Raw genomic sequence first — 19,996 nt, 5'->3', positions numbered from 1 at the left:
ACCGCTCCGGGGGTCGGCAGCCAATTTCACGACTGCCGACCCCTGTGCCTGGCCACCTCACCCCAATTGCGAGACCGGCAGCGGACCACGGGTCTTCACGGTGCGGATGGCGAAGGTGCTGCGGGCGTCCACGATCGCCGGGATGGTCAGGATCCGGTCGATGAGCAACCGCTCGTACGCGGCCAGGTTGGTCACCGCCACCTCCACCAGGAAATCGGCCGAACCGGAGATCACATGCGCGGCGACGACCTCGGGGATCTCGGAGAGCACCGACTCGATCCGGGCGGCGGTCTCCCGGGAGTGCTGGCCGACCTTCAGCTCGATGAAGACCGTCAGGTCCAGCCCGAGCCGGGCCCGGTCGAGTTCTGCCCGGTAACCGGCGATCAGCCCGTCCTGTTCGAGGGCGCGTACCCGGCGCAGGCAGGCCGACGGCGACAGCGCCACCGCCTCGGCGAGGTCGACGTTGGCGATCCGCCCGTCGACCTGGAGGCGGTCGAGGATCGCCCGGTCGGTGGCATCGTAGGCAGCCATCGGCACATGCTGCCGCAGAATGCGGGTTTGGCGCAATGAGATTGCGTGCAGGATGCCGTTGGCGCGCACATTTGCCATCGTGTGCTGCGGCTGCGCTGCCAGACTCGACCGCATGACCAGCTTGACCGGCCAGCGTGCTCCCGTCGTACCCGATCTCGGTGTTCCGCGCGGTGCCGCGCTCTATGTCGGGGCGCTGCTCGGGCCGGGGCTGCTGCTCCTGCCCGGCCTGGCGGTGACCCGGGCCGGGCCGGCGTCGATCCTGGCCTGGGCCGGCCTGCTCGTCGCGTCCGGCCTCTTCGCGGTCGTCTTCGCCGCCCTCGGTGTCCGGCACCCGTCGGCCGGCGGGGTCCGGGCCTACGCCGAGGCGGGTCTCGGACCCCGGGCCGGCCGGGCGGTCGCCTGGTGCTTCCTGGCCGGAGTGGTGACCGGCGCACCCATCGTCTCCGTCACCTGCGGCAACTACATCGCCGACCTGGTCGGCGGCGGCGTCCGGCTCGCCTGTGCCGTCGCGGCCCTGCTGCTGCTCGGCACCCTCGCGGTGGTCCTGCGCGGCGTCCGCACCTCGGCGACCGTGCAGTTCGGCCTGGTCGTGCTGCTGGTGGCGATCATCGTCGGTGCGGTCGCCGGAGCCGCGCCGGCCAGCAGCACCGCCAACTGGACGCCGTTCGCGCCGCACGGCTGGGCGGCGATCGGTCCGGCGGCCTCGACCCTGATGCTGGCCTTCGTCGGCTGGGAGGCGATCGCCCCGCTGACCAACCGGTTCGCCCGGCCGCACCGGCAGCTCCCGGTCGTGATCGGCATCGCCTTCGGCACCACCACCGTGATCTACCTGGCGCTCGGCGCCGTCACCGTGGCCGCGCTCGGCCCGGCGGCCGGCACCTCGGTCCCGCTGGCCGCGCTGCTCACCCTCGCGGTCGGCCCGGCCGGGCAGGGCATCGCCGCCGTGGGCGCGGTGGTGCTCACCGTCGGCGCCATGCTCGCCTACATCTCCGGCGCCGGCAGCCTGGCCCGCTCCCTGACACCCGCGCCCGCCTCCGGTCCGGCTCCCGGTCCCGGTCCTGCTTCCGTTCCCGGTCCGGTTCCCGCTTCCGGTCCCGGTCCCGGTGCCGGTGCCGGGGGTGTCTCGCGGCGCCCGGCGGCGGCCCGGGAGGCCATGCCGGGGTGGCTGTTCGCCGCACTGCTCGGCTCGGCGGCGCTGTTGATCGGGCTGCTCGGTGCCGGTGTCGTCGACCTGGCCACCCTGGTCAACGTGCCGACCACGTTCTTCCTGGTGGTCTACCTCGGCTGCACGGCGGCGGCCTGTCGGGTGCTGCCCGGGCCGCTGCGTGCGGTCGCCGCCGTCGCGTTCGTCGCGGTCGTCGTGGTGCTGGCCTTCAGCGGGTACGCCCTGATCCCGGCCGCCTGTGTCACCATCCTCGCCCTGCTCGCCGGGCCCCGCCGCCCGGCCGCCCGCCCGCACCCGGTGGAGCGGAGATCGGAAAGCCGATACTGGGAGCATGTCTGATCTTGTGTTGCCGGTCCGTACCGAGCGACTGCTGCTGCGGCGGTACCGTGCCGACGACGTGGACGCGCTGCACTCGTACTACCGCGATCCGGTGGTCGCCCGGTACATCCCGTGGGAGCCCTGGACGCGGGAGTTCGCGGCCGAGATGGTCGGCAGGCGGATCCACTACACAGGCATCACCGGAACGGACTCCCGGCTGGCGGTGGTGGTGGAGCACCAGGGTGAGGTGATCGGCGACCTGATCCTGTGGCCGGCCGACGAGACGCTGTCCCGGGGCGAGATGGGTTGGGCCTTCCACCCGTCGGTGGCCGGCCGGGGCTTCGCCACCGAGGCGGTACGCGCCTTCCTCCGGGTCGCCTTCGAGCACTGCGGGATGCACCGGGTGATCGCCCAGCTCAACGCGCGCAACGAGGCGTCGGCGCGGCTCTGCGAACGGGTCGGCATGGTCCGGGAGGCGCACCTGCGCCGGGACTACTGGACGAAGGGCGCCTGGGCGGACAACGTGATCTACGGACTGCTCGCCGAGGAGTGGCCTGGCCGGTAGGCCGGGCTCTCATCGCCACTCCGGGGCGGTGCCCGACCGACGGCCGACCGCCGTCCACAGCACCAGCAGGGTGTACCCGCAGAGCACGGCGAGCCCGGCCCACCAGGGCAGCGGGAAGTAGCCGGCCGACGGTGCGTAGTGCGCGACGACCTGTGGAAACTCCTCGGCTGTCTGCTTGACGGCGAAGCCGGCGGCCGGGGTGAGCCGCAGCAGCCACTCGGCGACCGGGTCGGGCAGGAGCGGGAGCGCCGTGCCGGCGTGGGGGAGGGCGATCAGCGACAGCCCGAGGAGGATCGCCGCCCAGCCGCGACGCAGCAGCACGCCGAGCCCGTAGGTGAGGACGGCACAGAGTGCGAGTACCGCCGCGACGCCGACGATCACCCGGGCAGTGGTCAGTGCCGGCACCGGCTGCACCGCGATGCCGTTGCCCCGCAGCATCGCCGTACCCACCGGGAGGACGACGCCGACGGCGACGAGCCCGGTGCCGAAGGTGGCTGCCGCGAGGACCGCGGTGCGGGCGGCGATCACCGACCGGGCGAGCGGCCGGACAGCTGGCCGGGCGCCGTAGCGGGCCGCGACGACGAGCAGGACGACCAGCCCGACCACGAGGCCGGGCAGGGTCTTCTCGACGGTACGCGCGCCCTCGTCGCCGAGCGGCCCGATGTCGCCGGTACCGCTGACCCTGACGACGCCGTCCCGCACGACGGCTCCGGACGCGTTGTGGTATCTCTCCCAGTCGGTGTGGTTCATTTCGCCGACCGGCTCGCTGCGCCACGCGCCGGTGCTGCGGTCCTCGACGGCGGCACCGTCCTCGTCATTGACGCCGTCCGCGATGCTGACGCCGTCCTCGTCGTTGACGCCGTCCTCGACGGTGACGTTGTCGAAGACGCCGACGGCCTGGGTGAACCGGACCTCCTCGATCGCGCCACCGAGGCCGACCCGCCGGAGCGTCAGGTCACCGGGGGAGGTGGCGAAGAGGCCGACCTGGACGACGTCCGGCAGCCCGTCGAGCCGGGCCGCCCCGACGGTGTGCCAGCGCCGGCCGTCGGCGGATTCGGATCCGGTGACGGTGTCGCCCGAGCGGGTCAGGCGCAGCCAGCGCGGGGACTGTGCCGAGACGTCGCCACCGCTGCCGGCGACGTCGTGCCGGTAGTCGTGCTGGAAACGTACGCCGTGGCTGCCGGTCATCATGAGCGCCGCGTACCGGGACCCCTGCCGTACGCCGTCCTTGACGATGATCCCGGCCTTCGCCCACGGCACCAGCCCAGGCACAATCTCGTCGTGGTCCGGCGGTGGATAGGTGATCGTCCCGGTCATCGCGGTCATCCGCACCGTGATGCTGCCCTCCCGGCCGAGATCACGGTGCAGGAACCAGAACGTGTCGCTGACCGTGCTGCCGTCATCGGCCACCGGCGCGGCCGGGCACTCTCCCGGGCAGGAGGAACGGTTGTTGGCGGCGTACAGCAGCCCCAGCGCGATGACGACGAGGGCGGCGGCGGCCAGCGCGGCCAACCGGGCCGGACGCCGGAACGCGGCCCATTCCCGCCGGAGGAGTTCGGTGGTCGACATGCCGTCGGTTCTACGGGCCGGCGGGTAACGCGGCCCGAACCGGCCCTGTCACGCTGTCGTTAGGTCGCTCCGGTCATGCTGGGAGAATGATCAGGCTGCCCAGCGGGACGGTACGGGTAAGGTTCACGTTCCTCTACGCCGTGGTGTTCCTCGGGTCCGGCATCGGGCTGCTGATCCTGACCTTCCTGCTCTCCGGCGGCAGCATCAGCAGTGTCGCCCCGGCCGGAAGCCCTCCTGCGCAGAGCGGGCCTGGCGGGACCCAGCAGCGGATCCGGCAGTTGGAGGAACAGCTGGCGGCCGTGCACACCCAGCAGTCCCGGCAACTGCTCGTCGGCGCGCTGGCGGCACTGCTCGTGATGGCGGTCGTCTCGCTCCTGCTCGGTCGGCTGCTGGCCAGGCGGGTGCTGCGGCCGCTGCGGACGATCACCAGCGCGACGCGGCGCATCTCCGCCGACAGCCTGGATCGACGGCTGTCGGTGCACGGCCCGGCCGACGAGGTGAAGGACCTCGCGGACACCATCGACGAGCTGCTCGAACGGCTCGAGGCGTCGTTCGTCGCGCAGCGCCGTTTCGTCGCCAACGCCTCCCACGAACTCCGTACGCCGCTGGCGACGATGCGGGCGTCGCTGGACGTCGCCGCGGCCAAGCCCCACCCGGCCCCCTCGACTCTGACGCTCGCCGACCGGGTGCGTACCCAGCTCGACCGGGTCGACCACCTGCTCGACGGCCTCCTCCTGCTGGCGCGGGCACAGCACGGCGCACCGGCTGACACCGCCCCGGTCGACCTGGTCGAGCTGGTCGACGGTGCCCTGTCCGACCGGTCCGCCGAGGTGCGGGCGAAGGGGCTCCAGGTGACTGTCGACATGCCGCCGGGAGCGGTGGTCGAGGGCAGTCCGGCACTGCTGGCGCGGCTGGTGGCCAACGTCGTCGACAACGCGGTCACGCACAACCAGGACGGCGGATGGATCCGGGTCACCGGGGACACGGGCGGGCAGGAGACCGTACTCGTCGTCGAGACCGGCGGGCGCCTCCTCGACCAGCGGGAGGTCGACCGGCTCACGCGGCCCTTCGAGCGGCTCGGCGCCGAGCGGACCGGGTCCTCGGGGCTCGGACTGTCCATCGTGGCCGCCGTCGCTGCCGCGCACCGTGGCCGGCTCGCCCTGCTGGCCCGCCCGGAGGGTGGCCTGCGGGTGACGGTCACGCTGCCGGCCGCGCGAACTGCGGGGCCGGCGGGGACCGCGCGAACGGCGGGGGCGGCGTGAGGGTCCTCGTCGTCGAGGACGACCGCGCCCTGGCCGAGGTCGTCGCGGAAGGGTTGCGCGACCAGGGGATGGCCGTCGACCTCGCCCACGACGGGCTGGCCGCCGCCGCCAAGCTCGAGCTCGCCGCGCACGACGTGGTGGTCCTGGACCGGGACCTGCCCGGACTGCACGGCGACACGCTGTGCCAGATCATCACCGAACGGGCGGACCGGCCGATGGTGCTGATGCTGACGGCGGCCAGCGCGCCCGGTGACCGGGTCAGCGGGCTGACCCTGGGAGCGGACGACTATCTCGGCAAGCCCTTCCACTTTCCGGAACTGATCCTGCGCATCCGGGCGTTGGCCCGGCGCAGGCCGGACGCGCGCCCCCGGACGCTGCGGGCGGCCGGGATCGAGCTGGATCCGGTACGCCGCACCGTCGTTCGCGACGGGCGCCAGCTCAACCTCTCGGTGAAGGAGTTCGCCGTGCTGGAGGCGCTGCTGCGGGCGAGCCCCGGCTTCCTGAGCGCCGAGACCCTGCTCGAGCAGGTCTGGGACGAGAACGCCGACCCGTTCACCAACACCGTCACCGTGACGGTGGGTCGGCTCCGGCGCAAACTCGGCGACCCGCCGGTCATCACGACGACGCCCGGAATCGGCTACCGCATCGACCGCTAGGCCGGCTGCCGGATCGACCACCAGATCGGCTGGCCGATCGACTACCGGATCGACCGCTAGGTGGGCTGGCGGATCGACCGCCGGATCGGCTACCGGGACCGACCGCTGCTAGATCGGCGGCCGGATCGACCGCTGCTGGATCGGCGGCCGGATCGACCGCTGCTGGATCGGCGGCCGGATCGACCGCTGCTGGATCGGCGGCCGGATCGACCGCTGCTGGATCGGCGGCCGGATCGACCGCTGCTGGATCGGCGGCCGGATCGACCGCTGCTGGATCGGCGGCCGCGAGCCGCGCGTCGCCGTGATTGTCAGGTGTGACAGTCGCGGCGGGATCGGGACGGGTGGGACTTGTCACGGATGACGAAGACAGCTCCGCCGGTGCCTGACAACCTTTTTGCGCGGCGGGCGACCTCCGCCCACCGCGCATCGGAGAGGAGGTGTCGCCACATGCGTGGAAAGTTGGTGCGGGCGGTCGTGGCGGGCGCCGTGGCAGTCGCCGTCGGGGTCGGCGGGGCGGCCCGGCCGGCGGTCGCGGAGGCCCCGCGGACGGCCGGCGGCGACGTGAGCATCATGGCCTTCGACTGGGTCGGCGCGGTCATCGCGGTGGCCGGGGCGGCGTTGAACAGCGGGGGCGGTTCCGGCGACCTGGACGCGGCGGTCCGGCAGATCATCGCCGCGGTCGAGGCGTCCGAGCAGGAGATCCTCAACCACATCGACGGGCTCGCCAGCGCCGAGGTCAAGGCGTGCGCCCGGCAACACACGATCGAGTTCAGCGACATCGACAACATGGGCACCACCGTGCGGCAGCTGTGGGCGCAGAACGCCACCGGCTGCGCCGCCCTGGCCACCGCATACCTGGAGGCGGTGCAGAGCCGGCCGGCCACCGACGCGATCGGCCTGGCGATCGGCGAGATCTACGCGATCGCCATCGCCGCCCGGGCCCGGGCCAATCTGATCAACGGCATCGACCTACTGGTACGCGACCAGATCCGCAGCTACGAGACGCTTGTCGTCAAGCTGCTGCCATCGTGTTCGCACCGCTGGGAGTTCGACGACAACCCACGGCACATCTACCCGGTCTACATCACCTGCGAGGCGTACCCGGGCAAGGTCGGCACCGACATGCGGCTGATCGGCTACCTGCCCGGCCGGCCCGAGCCGCGGGTCCCCTACGAGCGGGCGATCGCCAACACCGACGCCCAGACCAGCCGTGGCGTGGCCATCGGGGCCCTGCCACGGCTGCGTACCCTGCCGGTCTGACCACCGCCGCTGCACGCTCGTGCCAGGTGCGCTCCTCGGGAGGCACCTGGCACGAGCAGCAGCGCGGCACGAGCAGCATCACCCGCGCCACGCCGGCGGTGGACCACTGCGCGGACTGACAAACGTCACCACGTGATTGCGTACGGCTCACGAAGACGCGCACCCTCCGGCGTCGAGAGACTGCCGGCCATGCGCAGAACACTCAGACGGGGCATCGTGGCGTTCGCCGTCACGCTCGCGATGCTGCTATCCGGGACGGCACTACCGGCTCACGCCAACGCCGACGGCGCGAGCAAGAACGTCACCGACCTGGCGCTGCTCGCCTACCAGGTCTACCGGGCCCGCGGCTTCACGGCCGAACAGGTCGCGCAGTTCGTCCAGCTGGTGCTCGGCGCGGTAAGCGCGACAGACAACGCGATCCGGGACCACATCGACGGCATCGAGGCGTCCGACGTACTGGGACACCTCCGCAGGGTCTCGTACGAGATGTCGGAATACCAGGTGATGCGGGAGAACGAGATCTGGCGGGAGACGTACCCGTGGACGGTCGCCGGTTATGCGACCAACGCCTTCGAGAAGTACCACGCGGTCCAGTCGCGGGTGGCCAAGGACCAGATCGGCCTGGCCGGGCAGAGCCTCTACTCGACCCTGCTGTCGGTGGCCACGGACGCCGGGCTGAACAACCTGGTGGCCCGGGCCGATGCCGACTACGTGACGCTGATGCGGAACGTCGTCAGGGATCTGGAACCGACGTGCACCCACGTGCCCTCGCCGGACAACACCCCTCGGGACAGGACGGTCATCCACACCTGCACGGCGGCGAACGGCAACGCGGTCGTGAAGTACGAGATCGTCCGCGGCGGGATCGTGGTCAGCGGACCGCCCGACGAGGCAGCTCACAAGAATGAGGCCGCCAAGGACTCCGCCTGGCTGGCCGCCAAGGAGACCCTTGCCAGGAAAGGACAGTAGGAGACCGTGAGAAGAAAACTACGCAACTGCGTGATCGCCGCTGGTGTGGCGGTGGCGGTCGCGGTGGCACCGGTCGCCGCACCGGCGCAGGCCGCACCGCGTACCGGTGACGCGCAGGTGATGTTCTTCGACTGGACCAGCCTCGTGGTGGCGGTCGCCGGGCACCTGCTCTCCGGCGGCAGTTCCGAGGCGCCGTCGCTACAGGCGGCCGTCGACCAGATCATCGCCGCCGTGGAGCAGACGGAGCGCGACATCATCGCGCACACCGACCTGATCGCCGCGGCCGACGTGCAGGCCTGCGCCCGTCAGCACACCATCGAGTTCAGCGACATCGACAACATGAGCAACACCGTGCGGCAGCTGTGGGCGCAGAACGCCACCGGCTGCGCCGCCCTGGCGACCTCGTACGTCAGCACGGTCACCACCCCGGCGGCGGTGGACAACATCGGCCACGTGCTGCCGTCGCTGTTCGCGATCGTGGTCGCCGCCCGCGCCAGGGCCGGGCTGACCAACGGCATCAACCTCGTCATCCAGGACCAGATCCGCAGCTACGAGGCGGTCGTCGCCAAGCTCACCCCGACCGACTGTGTGAAGAAGCGGGCTCGCGAGCCCGGCTACCCGGTCGAGAAGTGGTGGGAATGCACCGCCTACAACGGTCACGTGGGCAGCTCCGACTGGGTGACCGGTGACCTGCGCGAACCCAACCGCACCCAGGCCGAGGACCGGGCCACAAACGGAACCAGCCGCCCTGTCGCCAAGTCCGCCCTACCTCAACTCCGCGCCCTGGGAGTCTGACCCGCCACCACTACCGCTACCAGGGCCGCACGGTCGCCCCCGTTGCCGTGCGGCCCTGGTCCGTACGACGCCGGCCGGCTTTCCGGGGCGGGCGCCCGGCGAGCCCTGGTTGGCTGCCTGGCTGCCTGGTTGGCTCGCTGGCGGCGCTGTCCGACGTACGGCTGTCCGCGCTGCGGGTTCGCCCCGGCGCTCGGGACGTCACCGACCTGGTCGTGTCGCTGTGGTCGATGTCTCTGCCAGCGGAAGCGCAGGATGGATTTGGCCAGCCCTAAGGTCGGTGAATGAGTGTCAACGGGGACTCCTCTCGCCACCTCTCGCAGCCTGAGTCCGAAGTGGCGACCGACAGCGACGGGGCGAACATCGACCTGACCTCGGTCCGGGATGCTGTCCGCCGGCAGGCCCAACGGGCAACCTCCGGCATCGACGACATGGCGGGCTACCTGTCCGAGCAGGTGGCGGATGAGTCGCACCGGGAGGTGACCGGTCCCCTGCTGGCCGGTACCGGCGCCAGCGGTGTCGTACGCCACCAGGGTCGGGTGGTCGCCGAATGGGGCGACGCAGCGATTCCGGAGATGCTGTTCAGCGGCACCAAGAGCGTCGTCGCCACGGTGGCGGGAGTCGCCTTCGACAGGGGACTGCTCGACCCGGACGCGCAGGTGTCGCGGGCGGTCGACCATCCCCTGTTGACCCGCCTCGGGATCGAGGGCATCACGTGGCACCACCTGTTGCAGCAGACCAGCGCATGGCACGGGGAACTCTGGGGCAAGCCGACGGAGGTGGACACGCAGAGCCGCCGTGAGGGTTTCGAGCGGGACGGCGCTCCCGGCAGCGGATGGGCCTACAACGACGTACGGGTGAACCTGCTCTGCCTGGCCCTGACGGTGCTGTTCCGCCGACCGCTGCCCGAGGTGCTTCGTGCGGAAGTGCTCGAACCACTCGGCGCCTCGTCGTCCTGGTCCTGGCACGGTTATGCCGACTCTGTCGTCGACATCGACGGGACGGCTACGCCGGTGGTCAGCGGTGGGGCGCACTGGGGCGGCGGTCTGTGGATCTCCGCCAGGGATCTCGCCCTGCTCGGTGAGCTGTACCGCTGCCGGGGTGAGTGGCGGGGTCGGCGGCTGCTCAGCGCGGAGTGGATCGACCGATCCTGGAGTCCCTGCGACCTGAATGCCGACTACGGCTACCTCTGGTGGCGCAACGACTCCCAGCGGGTACAGCCCGACGCTCCGACCAGCGGTCGGTGCGCCCGCGGTAACGGCGGCCGCCACCTGCTCTGGATCGACCCCGCCCGGGATCTGGTCATCGCCTCGCACTGGGGCGACGAGGTGCGCGACCTCATCGCCGAGATCTCGGCTGCCGTCCCACCGACCTCCGCCGCAACCCCGTCCTGACCGCGGTTGCCGCTCATCCGATCCAGAGAAGCTGAGGCAACCGTGGCGCGAATGGTGTCAACCGTCTCGGGGCTGCGCTGCGAGGACGGGTGGGAGGCGCTTGTCCTGTAATCGATGACTGACGCGGTCAGCCGCGCGGGCCGATGCCGTCCGGGGACCGCCAGCAGGCCCAGCGCGGACAGGCCGCTGCGCGAGCTAGGCGAACCAGCAGATGACGGCGTTGCCGTCCTCCGCTGCGGCGTTGAAGAACTCCTGCGTGTAGGGCAGGTAGCTGACGACCCACACCAGATGATTGGGGTGGGTCCAGGGGCTTGGATAGATCCGCGCTCGGGTGAGTTCCGCTGGGTCGACGCCCTGGATGAGGTCGTCCTCGGTGAGGTTCACCAGCTCGGCCGCCGCTGTGGCCACCTGCTCTGGGGTGAGGTAGCGAGGCGGGTCGTAGCCCCAGACCTCGCCTGGGCCGTCACGATTGTCCTCGTCGTCGGGGTCGCCCTCTGGGCCGTCCACGAACGACTCAGCGCCGTACACGATGGGAACGCTGAAGCCTCGCCGTTTCAACAGGAAGTTGAGGCCATCCCACGCCTTGTCTGTGCCGGACAGCCGCCACCGCTGGTCGGTCCGGGCGGACCTGGCGAGGTTGAGCGCCCAGTTGAGGTCATCCTTTGCCCCGGTCAACTCGGCGGGCGTCACACGTAGCCAGTTCCCGTTGATGCTCACGGGCGGCAGCCTAGGACGAGCGGGTGACAGCAGCGTTGTCCCGTGAATGGTCCGGGCGAGCGGCCGGCCGGCGTCGTACGGCTTCCCGCCCCGGATTTTGGGCCGGAGTGGTTGCCCTGGCGCCGGGTTACCGCGCGCCTGGACCACGCACTCCCGCGGCAAGCCGCGAAGCGGCGCGCAAGTCGATCGCCCCGGCGTAGACGGCGCGTGGCCTGGTCGAAATGGCTCGCGCAGACGCACTACCGGTCCTTGACGCGCTCCTTGCCGACGAGGGCCAACCCCGCCACCCGGACGAAGAGCTCCCGCTTCTCGACGGCCTCGCCCGCTCGATCGAGTACGTATCCCACGACCCAGCACCAACCGTAGTAGGTCGGGCGAGAGTCGATAGTGATCACACGGAGTACCAGCTTTCGGTTGCCGCCGAACTGGGTGCTGGCTGCCGCGCCGACCCCGATCACCTCGCCGGGCATTGGGAGCCGATTCATTGAGACTCGGCCGTGTCGCGTCCCCAGTCCGAGGCCAGTCGTTCGTAGGCCACTCTGCCCGCGAAGCAGTACCCCGTTCGATCCGGAGGGTTACGGCACGATCGGCAGACGTTGTTGACCACCTGGTGCCGCAGCAGGACGGAGCGCATCTCAGCGCGTTCGACCTCGTCCGGGATCGGAACGGAACCGGGGTTGCGTAGCGGGATGAAGTCGGAGACTGGTTCGTGATCGCCAGAGAACATGTACACCCCTCAGTCGTGGGGTCCTGCCCGACCGGCGTCCCGGAGGACGGGGTGATCCGGCCGGGCAGGGTGGATTGCACACACCGCCCGCGCGCCCCGCGCTACGAGCGATACGGCCGCCCCACCACTCTTACGTGACTCATAGTTAGTAGTCAACCATACTATGCAAATACCTAGTAGTACGATTGCCCATGTCGATCGTGGGAATGTTCCGCCGTGCCGAGACGTCGACCGCTGCGGATCATGGGTGCGGCAGAGATCGCCGACTACCTCGGTGTGTCCCGCCAGTGGGTTGAGGTACTCAGCAAACGCCGCGACTTCCCGGAGCCTGCGGTGGTCCTCAAGGCGGGGCGTATCTGGCGCACCGAGGACATCGAGGAGTGGGCAGCCAGCCGCCGCCCGGACGGCGCGGAGGAGAGCTAGCGAGCAGCCTCGGCGAGCCGAACCCAATCGGTCCGGTGTACGGGGCGTTGGAACGACTGGTGCGGACCGGAGGGGATTCGAACCCTGGTGGGGCATGGCACGCCAGTGGCCCCACGCGTCTTCCAGTCACGATGCGTGCATCAGACCGACTCGGGACGCTGCGATAACCCGGCTCTGCCACCGGTCCGGGAACCATCTTGCTCCATGCGGTCGGAGCGGTTGACCGCCATGCAGGTGGCTGTCCGGGTTGGCCTGGAACCAGATCGCATCATCCTCCGGGAAAGCCGGACTCTCGTGGGTCGGCAAGCCCATGTTCGGCATATGCCGGCCACATCCGGACCCTTGCGACGAGCGCAGTTCGGATGCGTCGGGTGAGGCGGCCTGGGCCGTAGGCGTCGAGGTCGTCAGCCGCGACGAAGCGCCAATCGGTGAGTTCGCCGTCGGGGAAGGTGATCTGCACGTGTTCTTCGAGGCGGCCTGCGTCGAAGATGAAGAGGATCTTGTCGCCTTCGTTCGGAGCGGGTGCCCAATCGACGACGAGCATCGGCCCGACCTCCACGGTCAGGCCGAGTTCTTCGCGAACCTCACGAACGCAGGCGGCGCGCGGTGATTCCCCGGGTTCGACGTACCCGCCGGGGATGTCCCAATGGTTCCGGTAGTGCGGCTTGACGAGGAGCACGCGGCCTTCGTCATCGAAGAAGAGGGCGCCTGCGGCGACGCGTGGGGTTGCGATGGGCGACGACTCAGGTCCCGTCACATGAGGCAGCGTAGCCAGGGCCGATCAGTCGAGCACGTTCACTCGGCGGCGAGTCCGACCAGCTTGGTAAAGGGCTTGCGCGCTGACGGCGGCCCTTTCAGCTCGGCGGTTGACGTACGGCGCTCACCCTGACAATCTGCCGCACGGGCTCGATGACTGGCTGTGTCCGGCAGGGGTGTCATGTCTCGTGCTCAGTTTATCCGCCCCTGCCAGCGTCCCTGGACGTCAGAGGCCGTTGTACGCGGTGAGGCGACACCACGGGCGAACGGCCAAGCAGCGAGGTCCAAAGATCCCCTTCCGCATCGTACGAATGTTCGACAGGATAGTCTGGCGGGGAGGTGATGTGGTGGCGGACCACAGTTCCATCGAGTGGACAGAGGCGACGTGGAATCCCACCACCGGGTGTGATCGCATCTCCCGGGGCTGCGACAACTGCTACGCGCTCGCGCTGTCGAAGCGGCTGAAAGCCATGGGCTCGGCCAAGTATCAGACCGACGGCGACCCGCGCACCTCCGGCCCCGGCTTCGGGGTCGCTGTTCACGAAGCCGCGCTGAACATCCCCCGACACTGGCATAGCCCCCGCGTCGTATTCGTGAACTCGATGTCTGACCTCTTCCATGCTCGGGTGCCGTTGCCGTTCGTGCAGCGGGTGTTTGAGGTGATGCGGGAGACGCCGCAGCACACCTACCAGCTGCTGACCAAGCGAGCTGGCAGGTTGGCGAAGGTGGCGCCGCAGTTGGAGTGGACCCCAAATGTGTGGATCGGGGTCAGTGTGGAGGACGCAACGGAGTTGGCGCGCGTTGACGACCTGCGGAAGGTTCCAGGTGCCGTTCGGTTCGTCTCGGCGGAGCCGCTACTCGGACCGCTAACTGACTTGAACCTAGCCGGGATCGACTGGCTTATCGCCGGCGGCGAGTCCGGGCCGAACCATCGCCCCGTCGACCCGCAGTGGGTCCGAGACCTTCGGGACCGGTGCAGCGCTGCGGGAACAGCGTTCTTCTTCAAGCAGTGGGGAGGTCGCACTCCGAAGGCGGGTGGCCGCGAGTTGGACGGACGGGAGTACTCCGAGATGCCTGCTCGCTTCGCCCTTGCCGCCGTTCCTGCAAAGTGACGGCTGGGACCGGCCCGTCCATCGAGCTCAGCCAAGTTGACGGGTTCCCTCAGGGGAACGACGATGCGAAACTGGCTGCTAACACTCGGTAGGCAGGGGGTGCGATGCCGGTCAAGGGTGAAGTGCCGTGGGACTGTGCTCCACACACGGGCGCCAAACACGACATCTACCAGCGCTACCTGGAGCGATGGTTCCCGATCCTCCTTGCCGGCTCGAACGCCTACCCCTCGGTTACCTACGCCGAGGGCTTCTCCGGTCCCGGAATCTACAAGGGCGGCGAGCCTGGCTCTCCGGTCATTGCGATGAAAGTGCTCGTCACCAAGGTGCCCAAGACCAAGGGCGTCGCCCGCTTTGCTTTCATCGACGACGACGAGCGGTGCGTCGACATGCTCTGGACCACCCTCACGACGGCGTTCCCTGAACGGCCGCGCAGCGACGCTGCCATGCCCGTGAAGATAGTTAAGGGCACCTGCGCCACGCATCTGGAGACCACCCTCGACGAGATGCGCGCCTGGGGGCAGCCGATCTTCGCGAACCTCGACTCCTGGGGTAACGCTCCCGTGCCGTACCGCCTACTGCGGCGTCTGGCCGGCAACGTCTCCAGTGAGGTCATCGTCACCCTGTTTCCGCAGCACTTCGTCCGTTTCGTCAGCGACCTCGGTGAAGCTGGCGACGCGGTGTTCGGCGGTGACCCCGCCTGGCGAACCGTGGCAGACCTGGCACCAGAAGCGAAGAGCCGGCACATCCTCACTTGCTACCGGCAAGCACTCCGCGCGGCAGGTTTTCCCTACCTTCTGGACTTCGAGTTGATCCCCAGGAGGGGACAACCGCTCTACCTGATCTTCGGTACCGGGCATCGCCTCGGCGTGCAGAAGATGAAGGACAGCCTCTGGGAGGTGGACCGCGCCCAAGGCGTCGGCTTCCGCGATCCCCGGGACGAGCAGGCCGAGACGCTGTTCGACGTCGATGAGCCACAACTCGGACCGCTCACTCGACTACTCACTCAACGGCTAAGGACCAGCGGGCCGGTCCGCGTCGAGGACCTGCGTCAGTTCGCTCTGTTAGAAACCGTGTACCGACCGGAGCATGTGATCAGGGCGCTGAAGCCACTCGCGGACCGAGGCGCCCTGAGTGTTGAAGGCGGCGGAGCACTTCGGCGTACCTCCGTCGTCTCGCTGTTCAGGACATCTGCCATTTAACGTCTTGTGATCTTTCGGCCTTGTCCTGGAGTCGGCTGGTGTGGCGATGCGTCGACCTTGGGGCGCGAGTGGTGCGGGTCCTTCGAGGCAGTACCTTGGCCGTCAGTTTTTCGCGCTGATGGCGGTTCCATTCCGGCCGTCATGATGTCGGCTATGCCATATCTCTACGTGCCTCCATCAGTCCCCGACTGGAAGGCTCCGGAGGCGGTCCCCGCCAAGATCCCTATTGAAGGATCGTCCTAATCGGACAGCGGCAAGATCAAGAGATGCTTAAGCAGGGAAATGTGGAGCGGGCGACGGGAATCGAGCCCGCACCTTCAGTTTGGAAGATCGTTGCCGGCTGTCCCGGTCTGTCCGGAGCGCCTGGTCAGCGGTGGGGTAGCGGTGCCCGGTCCTGCCCGCTGGTGACCGTCTACGGCACCGGCTTATGGCCCGTGAATGGCCCAGCGGGGTGGGTCGGCTGGTCGCGGACCGGAGGGGATTTGAACCCCCGGTGGGGCATGGCACGCCAGCGGCCCCACGCGCCTCCCAGCCACAGCGCGTGCACCAGACCGACTCGGGACGCTGCGATAACCCGGCTCTGCCACCGGTCTAGCGCACATCTTGCACGCTAGCGCTGGAACGGGATACCGACTTTGGCCGTGCTTGGCGCGCGGCCAACCGGCGTCGTACGGCTTTCCGCCCCGGCCTTCGGGCCGGGGCGGAAAGCCGTGGCGTCGGGTCACCGCGCGCCCGTACCACGCAGGTCGGTGGCAAGCGGCGAAGCGGGGCGGCCACCTCTTAAGGCTGGGTCGAGTACGGCGACCTCACTAGGCTGGTCCTGTGATCGATCTTCAGGTGCGGACCGAGGTCGGGGACATCGTGGCGCGCGGTGATCGCGGGTTCGAGTGGACGCAGGAGTTCATCGACCTCGACAGGTCCGCATATCCGCTACTGAGTGGCGTCTGTGCCTACTTGGACACCGTCTTCAATCAGCGCCAGGTCCCGATGCTGGCAGAGGAACTGGACCGGCTACCGCAGGGCCGCGTGCTGAGCGAGGCGAGTAGGACTGAGATCCGGAGGCTCTGCGCCGTGGTTAGCGAGCGTTCTCACCACTACCTGTGGTTTCTTGGGGACTGACTTACCCGCGACTGGTATGGACCGTTACCGCCGGTCGGGGCCTGCCGTGGGGGTCGGCGCCCGACGCAGCCGGACCTCGTACTGCCGCGGCGCGGCAGCGATCGCCCGCCCTCGACGGCGGCCAACCACCCTCGCGATCGGCACGGCCCCACTCGGGACGTGCCCCATCGTCCCCGACGCCGTGCGACCATGGGCAAATGCCGACCATCAGAAAAGGCCGTGGCTCGTAGATCAGCAGGTCAGGTCCGGGCGGGCCTTCGGCGCCGCCAGCGACCAAGAGAACTTATCGCCGTGGTCCCCGGTATTCCTGCCCGGGGTCAGGCCGAGATAGCCCGGTTAGAGCGGTCACGCCTACACCCTGGCTCGATCGCAGAGGCCCTACGTGGCTGGAAGCTGTTCGTTCGCGCGTCTCGGCAACAGCGGTCGGAGATGATCGGTTGTGGGGTGCCCTCCTGCTGCCCGGACCCGCTCGATCACCGCAGGATTCTGAACCTTGCCATACATGCCCTACCGCCGGTTGCTGCCAGAGTGCTCCGACGACGTACACAAGAGCTGGATGCCCTCATCGACGACTGGGATGAGACACCAGATCTGTAGCTCGTGCCGGCCGCGCCGGCCGATGCCGGACGGAGGCCGCCAGCAGGCCGAGCGCGGCGGCGGTGCGCCGCGGCGCTTCGCAACCGGATGGAGTTCGGCGCTCCCAAGTCGGAGGCCAGCAACCGGACTGTCACGCTCCCGTCGGCTCCCCGCGCCGCACTCGCCGCGCATCTAACCGACTACGTGGGAAGGGGCTGGACGCGATCGTCTTCACCGGCGAGAAGGGTGCCGTCCTGCGTACCGGGAACTTCCGTCGGGCGGTCGACTGGTCGGCGGCCCTGCGGGCGGCCGGCATGCCCGCCGGCTTTCACTTCCACGATCTCCGGCACACGGGCAACAACCGGGCGGCGGCAACCGGCGCCAGCACCCGGGACCTGATGCACCGGATGGGCCACGCCAGCATGCGAGCCGCGCTCATCTACCAACACGCGAACAGCGAGCGGGACCGCGAGATCGCCGCCGGCATGGACCGCCGGATCGCCAAGGCCCAACCGAAGCCCAAGAAGGCGACCCGCAGGCGCCGTAACGGCACCGACCCGGACGACGGGCCAGCCGCTGTACCGGCCCGCGCCGGCTAATGGCCCGCGACTGGCCCGCAAGATCGATCAGAGCCGGAAACAGAACGGCCCAGACTCGGCGATCATGCCGCTGACCTGGGCCGGAAGGTGTGGAGCGGGCGACGGGAATCGAACCCGCACCGTCAGTTTGGAAGACTGAAGCTCTGCCATTGAGCTACGCCCGCGCTCGGCCCCGATCATCTCGGGACGCGACCGACAGCCTAACGGGTCGCCCCGCCCACTGGATACCGGTATCCCGCCGGACGCCCCCGCACCCCCTGCAACCCGCCAGCCGAGCAGCCATCCGACCGGGAGCACCGCTCCCTTCGTACCCAAGATCAAGCTGGATCGGGACGACACGGCGGCCGGCGGCGGAGACCGGGCGGGCGGGACCCGGACCGGACGGCATAGACTCTTCACCGCCACGGGGTGTGGCGCAGCTTGGTAGCGCACTCGCTTTGGGAGCGAGGGGCCGTGGGTTCAAATCCCGCCACCCCGACTGTCGCCCGCCGTTGCGGGGGAGCCCGCGTTCGCGAGCCAGCCCGCGCCGGCGGGGGCCCGCGGCGGCCGGGGCGCCCTCGGCGGTCGCGGGACGAGTCTCGACGAGGCTCGCACACCGCGCCGTCAGGCGTGTCCGCCGGCTCGCCTACACTCGATGGGCTGAATACCGGCCCAGAATCAAGATCGAGATCCGTCAAGGAGTACGCCTGTGAAGAGCACCGTCGAGACTCTGAGCCCGACGCGCGTGCGGCTCGCCATCGAGGTGCCGTTCGTCGAGCTCGAGCCGAGCCTCAAGAAGGCGTACCGGGAGATCGCCTCGCAGGTCAGCATCCCGGGCTTCCGGCGGGGCAAGGTGCCGGCGGCGGTCATCGACCAGCGGGTCGGCCGCGGCACGGTGCTCAACGAGGCCGTCCAGGAGGCGATCCCGGAGAACATCCTCGCGGCGGTACGCGAGCACGACGTGAAGACGCTGGGTCGGCCCGAGGTCGAGATCACCGAGTTCAACGACGGTGACGCGCTGAAGTTCACCGCCGAGGTGGACGTCCGCCCCGAGATCACGCTGCCGGACCTCTCCACCGTCGAGGTGACCGTCGACGAGCTCCAGATCGACGAGGCTGACATCGACACCCAGGTGGCCAGCCTGCGGGAGCGGTTCGCGACGCTGAAGACCGTCGAGCGGGCCGCCCAGGAGGGCGACTTCGTCCAGCTCGACCTGGCGGCGACCGTCGACGGCCAGGAGGTGCCGGGCGGTTCGGCCACGAACATCTCGCACGAGGTCGGCAGCAAGCAGCTGCTGCCGGGGCTGGACGAGGTGCTGGTCGGACTCTCCGCCGGCGACGCGACCACCTTCCAGACGCAGCTCGTCGGCGGCGACTTCGCCGGCCGGGACGCCGACGTCTCCGTGACGGTCCGCACCGTCAAGGAGAAGGAACTGCCCCCGCTCGACGACGACTTCGCCCAGCTCGCCAGCGAGTTCGACACCCTCGACGAGCTGCGCGGCGACCTCCGCGAGCGGGTCGGCAAGTCGAAGAAGGTCGAGCAGATCTACGCCGCCCGGGACCGCGCCCTGGAGCAGATGGTGGCGGCCGCCGACGTGCCGGCCCCGGAGGGGGTCGTGCGCGAGGAGGTCGAGCACCGCAAGCAGGCCATGGTCGACCAGCTGGAGCGGATCGGCGCCTCCCTGGAGGAATACCTCGCCTCCGAGGAGAAGACCGAGGAGCAGATCGACGCCGAGCTGAAGGACGCGGCCACCGAGGGGGTCAAGATCCAGCTTCTGCTGGACACCCTGGCCGACGCCGAGCAGGTGCAGGTCTCCGACGACGAGTTCGGGCACGAGATTGTGCACCGGGCGCAGCGCGCCGGGATGGCCCCGCAGCAGTACTACGACCAGCTCGTCCGCTCCGGCGCGGCCGGCGCGGTCTTCGGGGACGTCCGGCGCGGCAAGGCGCTGGCCATGGTGATGGAGCGGATCAAGATCACCGACTCGGCCGGCAACCCGATCAGCCTGGACGAGCTGCGCGCGGCAAGTGACGAGGAGCACGACCACCAGCACGACCACGAGCACTGAGCGGAGCGCTGGACCGCGCGGTGTCGCCACCGCCGGGCCCGGACGCGCCGCTTCCGGGCCCGCCCGGGACGAAACCCCATCGGGTACGCCCCGGGCGGTCAGCGCGCCGCCGCCGGTGACAGCGGGGGAGCACCCCCGGCGCACCGGCAACTGCGCTGTTAGCGAACAGTGCCCGGACCGGGACGTTACGACCCCGGCCAGCGGTTAATGTCGGGCGTAAGACGCACGGAGAGCGAAGGG

The 19,996-nt window shown here is 69.7% G+C and carries 19 protein-coding genes and 3 tRNA genes; 15 read left to right on the top strand and 7 right to left on the bottom strand.

Annotation, left to right across the window (positions count from 1 at the left end):
* Nucleotides 1–57: 57 nt before the first annotated feature.
* On the bottom strand, nt 58–531 hold the full coding sequence (locus tag ACN28A_RS05575) for an Lrp/AsnC family transcriptional regulator (protein ID WP_421393031.1): 474 nt from the start codon (nt 529–531) through the stop codon (nt 58–60).
* A 112-nt stretch (nt 532–643) separates the two neighbouring features.
* Here ACN28A_RS05575 and ACN28A_RS05570 point away from each other — a divergent pair, with 112 nt between their 5' ends.
* Together ACN28A_RS05570 and ACN28A_RS05565 are read left to right on the top strand one after the other, a co-directional pair.
* Nucleotides 644–2,035, top strand: a complete 1,392-nt coding sequence (locus ACN28A_RS05570; RefSeq protein ID WP_421393028.1) for an APC family permease — start codon at nt 644–646, stop codon at nt 2,033–2,035.
* Nucleotides 2,028–2,579 (top strand): GNAT family N-acetyltransferase, encoded by a 552-nt coding sequence (locus tag ACN28A_RS05565; protein ID WP_421393027.1) that lies wholly within the window; start codon nt 2,028–2,030, stop codon nt 2,577–2,579. The genes ACN28A_RS05570 and ACN28A_RS05565 overlap by 8 nt, the downstream gene beginning before the upstream one ends.
* A 9-nt stretch (nt 2,580–2,588) precedes the next feature.
* Here the strand turns inward: ACN28A_RS05565 and ACN28A_RS05560 are convergent, their stop codons facing one another.
* Complete coding sequence (locus tag ACN28A_RS05560; protein WP_421393026.1) at nt 2,589–4,148, bottom strand: hypothetical protein; 1,560 nt, start codon at nt 4,146–4,148, stop codon at nt 2,589–2,591.
* 86 nt (nt 4,149–4,234) lie between these two features.
* Between ACN28A_RS05560 and ACN28A_RS05555 the strand changes: the two genes are divergently transcribed.
* The 6 genes from ACN28A_RS05555 to ACN28A_RS05530 all read left to right on the top strand — a co-directional run bounded on the left by ACN28A_RS05555 (nt 4,235) and on the right by ACN28A_RS05530 (nt 10,481).
* Nucleotides 4,235–5,410, top strand: a complete 1,176-nt coding sequence (locus ACN28A_RS05555; protein ID WP_421393023.1) for a sensor histidine kinase — start codon at nt 4,235–4,237, stop codon at nt 5,408–5,410.
* Nucleotides 5,407–6,066 (top strand): response regulator transcription factor, encoded by a 660-nt coding sequence (locus ACN28A_RS05550; RefSeq protein ID WP_421393021.1) that lies wholly within the window; start codon nt 5,407–5,409, stop codon nt 6,064–6,066. Before ACN28A_RS05555 ends, ACN28A_RS05550 begins: the two co-directional genes overlap by 4 nt.
* A gap of 447 nt (nt 6,067–6,513) precedes the next feature.
* Entirely contained in the window at nt 6,514–7,326 is an 813-nt protein-coding gene (locus ACN28A_RS05545) for a hypothetical protein (protein ID WP_421393019.1), read from the top strand.
* A gap of 189 nt (nt 7,327–7,515) precedes the next feature.
* The gene (locus tag ACN28A_RS05540; RefSeq protein ID WP_421393016.1) at nt 7,516–8,295 is read left to right on the top strand and encodes a hypothetical protein; all 780 of its coding nucleotides are present in this window, start codon (nt 7,516–7,518) and stop codon (nt 8,293–8,295) included.
* 6 nt (nt 8,296–8,301) lie between these two features.
* Nucleotides 8,302–9,090, top strand: coding sequence for a hypothetical protein (locus ACN28A_RS05535; RefSeq protein ID WP_421393013.1), 789 nt, complete (start codon nt 8,302–8,304; stop codon nt 9,088–9,090).
* Nucleotides 9,091–9,422: 332 nt separating this feature from the next.
* Nucleotides 9,423–10,481, top strand: a complete 1,059-nt coding sequence (locus ACN28A_RS05530; RefSeq protein ID WP_421393011.1) for a serine hydrolase domain-containing protein — start codon at nt 9,423–9,425, stop codon at nt 10,479–10,481.
* Nucleotides 10,482–10,676: 195 nt separating this feature from the next.
* Here ACN28A_RS05530 and ACN28A_RS05525 read toward each other — a convergent pair whose 3' ends face one another.
* Nucleotides 10,677–11,198: a DUF1877 family protein gene (locus ACN28A_RS05525; RefSeq protein WP_421393008.1), complete on the bottom strand. Its 522-nt coding sequence runs from the start codon at nt 11,196–11,198 to the stop codon at nt 10,677–10,679.
* Between the two features lie 239 nt (nt 11,199–11,437).
* Entirely contained in the window at nt 11,438–11,683 is a 246-nt protein-coding gene (locus tag ACN28A_RS05520; protein WP_421393005.1) for a hypothetical protein, read from the bottom strand.
* Nucleotides 11,684–12,141: 458 nt separating this feature from the next.
* Here ACN28A_RS05520 and ACN28A_RS05515 point away from each other — a divergent pair, with 458 nt between their 5' ends.
* Complete coding sequence (locus ACN28A_RS05515; RefSeq protein ID WP_421393003.1) at nt 12,142–12,348, top strand: helix-turn-helix transcriptional regulator; 207 nt, start codon at nt 12,142–12,144, stop codon at nt 12,346–12,348.
* Nucleotides 12,349–12,410: 62 nt separating this feature from the next.
* Here the strand turns inward: ACN28A_RS05515 and ACN28A_RS05510 are convergent.
* A tRNA-OTHER gene (locus ACN28A_RS05510) sits at nt 12,411–12,535 on the bottom strand.
* Nucleotides 12,536–12,616: 81 nt separating this feature from the next.
* Entirely contained in the window at nt 12,617–13,105 is a 489-nt protein-coding gene (locus tag ACN28A_RS05505; protein WP_421393000.1) for an NUDIX domain-containing protein, read from the bottom strand.
* 310 nt (nt 13,106–13,415) lie between these two features.
* Between ACN28A_RS05505 and ACN28A_RS05500 the strand changes: the two genes are divergently transcribed.
* The 4 genes from ACN28A_RS05500 (at nt 13,416) to ACN28A_RS05485 (ending at nt 17,709) form a co-directional block, all read left to right on the top strand.
* A complete protein-coding gene (locus ACN28A_RS05500) occupies nt 13,416–14,216 on the top strand; it encodes a DUF5131 family protein (RefSeq protein WP_421392998.1) in 801 nt (266 codons plus the stop codon).
* A 104-nt stretch (nt 14,217–14,320) separates the two neighbouring features.
* On the top strand, nt 14,321–15,415 hold the full coding sequence (locus ACN28A_RS05495; protein ID WP_421392995.1) for a three-Cys-motif partner protein TcmP: 1,095 nt from the start codon (nt 14,321–14,323) through the stop codon (nt 15,413–15,415).
* An 822-nt stretch (nt 15,416–16,237) separates the two neighbouring features.
* Nucleotides 16,238–16,534: a hypothetical protein gene (locus tag ACN28A_RS05490; RefSeq protein WP_421392993.1), complete on the top strand. Its 297-nt coding sequence runs from the start codon at nt 16,238–16,240 to the stop codon at nt 16,532–16,534.
* Nucleotides 16,535–17,193: 659 nt separating this feature from the next.
* Nucleotides 17,194–17,709, top strand: coding sequence for a tyrosine-type recombinase/integrase (locus ACN28A_RS05485; protein WP_421392991.1), 516 nt, complete (start codon nt 17,194–17,196; stop codon nt 17,707–17,709).
* A gap of 90 nt (nt 17,710–17,799) precedes the next feature.
* On the opposite strand, the gene ACN28A_RS05480 is transcribed toward ACN28A_RS05485, so the two are convergent.
* Nucleotides 17,800–17,873, bottom strand: a tRNA-Gly gene (locus ACN28A_RS05480).
* A gap of 240 nt (nt 17,874–18,113) precedes the next feature.
* Between ACN28A_RS05480 and ACN28A_RS05475 the strand changes: the two genes are divergently transcribed.
* Nucleotides 18,114–18,187 (top strand) — tRNA-Pro (locus tag ACN28A_RS05475).
* Nucleotides 18,188–18,397: 210 nt separating this feature from the next.
* On the top strand, nt 18,398–19,756 hold the full coding sequence (gene tig / locus ACN28A_RS05470) for a trigger factor (protein WP_421392989.1): 1,359 nt from the start codon (nt 18,398–18,400) through the stop codon (nt 19,754–19,756).
* Nucleotides 19,757–19,996 lie beyond the last annotated feature (240 nt).

This window comes from Plantactinospora sp. WMMB782, assembly GCF_049179135.1.
Taxonomy (GTDB): Bacteria; Actinomycetota; Actinomycetes; order Mycobacteriales; family Micromonosporaceae; genus Plantactinospora.
This window is presented reverse-complemented; position numbering and strand designations above follow the sequence as displayed.

Coding starts and splice junctions, on each gene's coding strand:
- ACN28A_RS05575 (WP_421393031.1), bottom strand. CDS start 531: ATGGCTGCCTACGATGCCACCGACCGGGCGATCCTCGACCGCCTCCAG.
- ACN28A_RS05570 (WP_421393028.1), top strand. CDS start 644: ATGACCAGCTTGACCGGCCAGCGTGCTCCCGTCGTACCCGATCTCGGT.
- ACN28A_RS05565 (WP_421393027.1), top strand. CDS start 2,028: ATGTCTGATCTTGTGTTGCCGGTCCGTACCGAGCGACTGCTGCTGCGG.
- ACN28A_RS05560 (WP_421393026.1), bottom strand. CDS start 4,148: ATGTCGACCACCGAACTCCTCCGGCGGGAATGGGCCGCGTTCCGGCGT.
- ACN28A_RS05555 (WP_421393023.1), top strand. CDS start 4,235: ATGATCAGGCTGCCCAGCGGGACGGTACGGGTAAGGTTCACGTTCCTC.
- ACN28A_RS05545 (WP_421393019.1), top strand. CDS start 6,514: ATGCGTGGAAAGTTGGTGCGGGCGGTCGTGGCGGGCGCCGTGGCAGTC.
- ACN28A_RS05540 (WP_421393016.1), top strand. CDS start 7,516: ATGCGCAGAACACTCAGACGGGGCATCGTGGCGTTCGCCGTCACGCTC.
- ACN28A_RS05520 (WP_421393005.1), bottom strand. CDS start 11,683: ATGAATCGGCTCCCAATGCCCGGCGAGGTGATCGGGGTCGGCGCGGCA.
- ACN28A_RS05500 (WP_421392998.1), top strand. CDS start 13,416: ATGTTCGACAGGATAGTCTGGCGGGGAGGTGATGTGGTGGCGGACCAC.
- ACN28A_RS05495 (WP_421392995.1), top strand. CDS start 14,321: ATGCCGGTCAAGGGTGAAGTGCCGTGGGACTGTGCTCCACACACGGGC.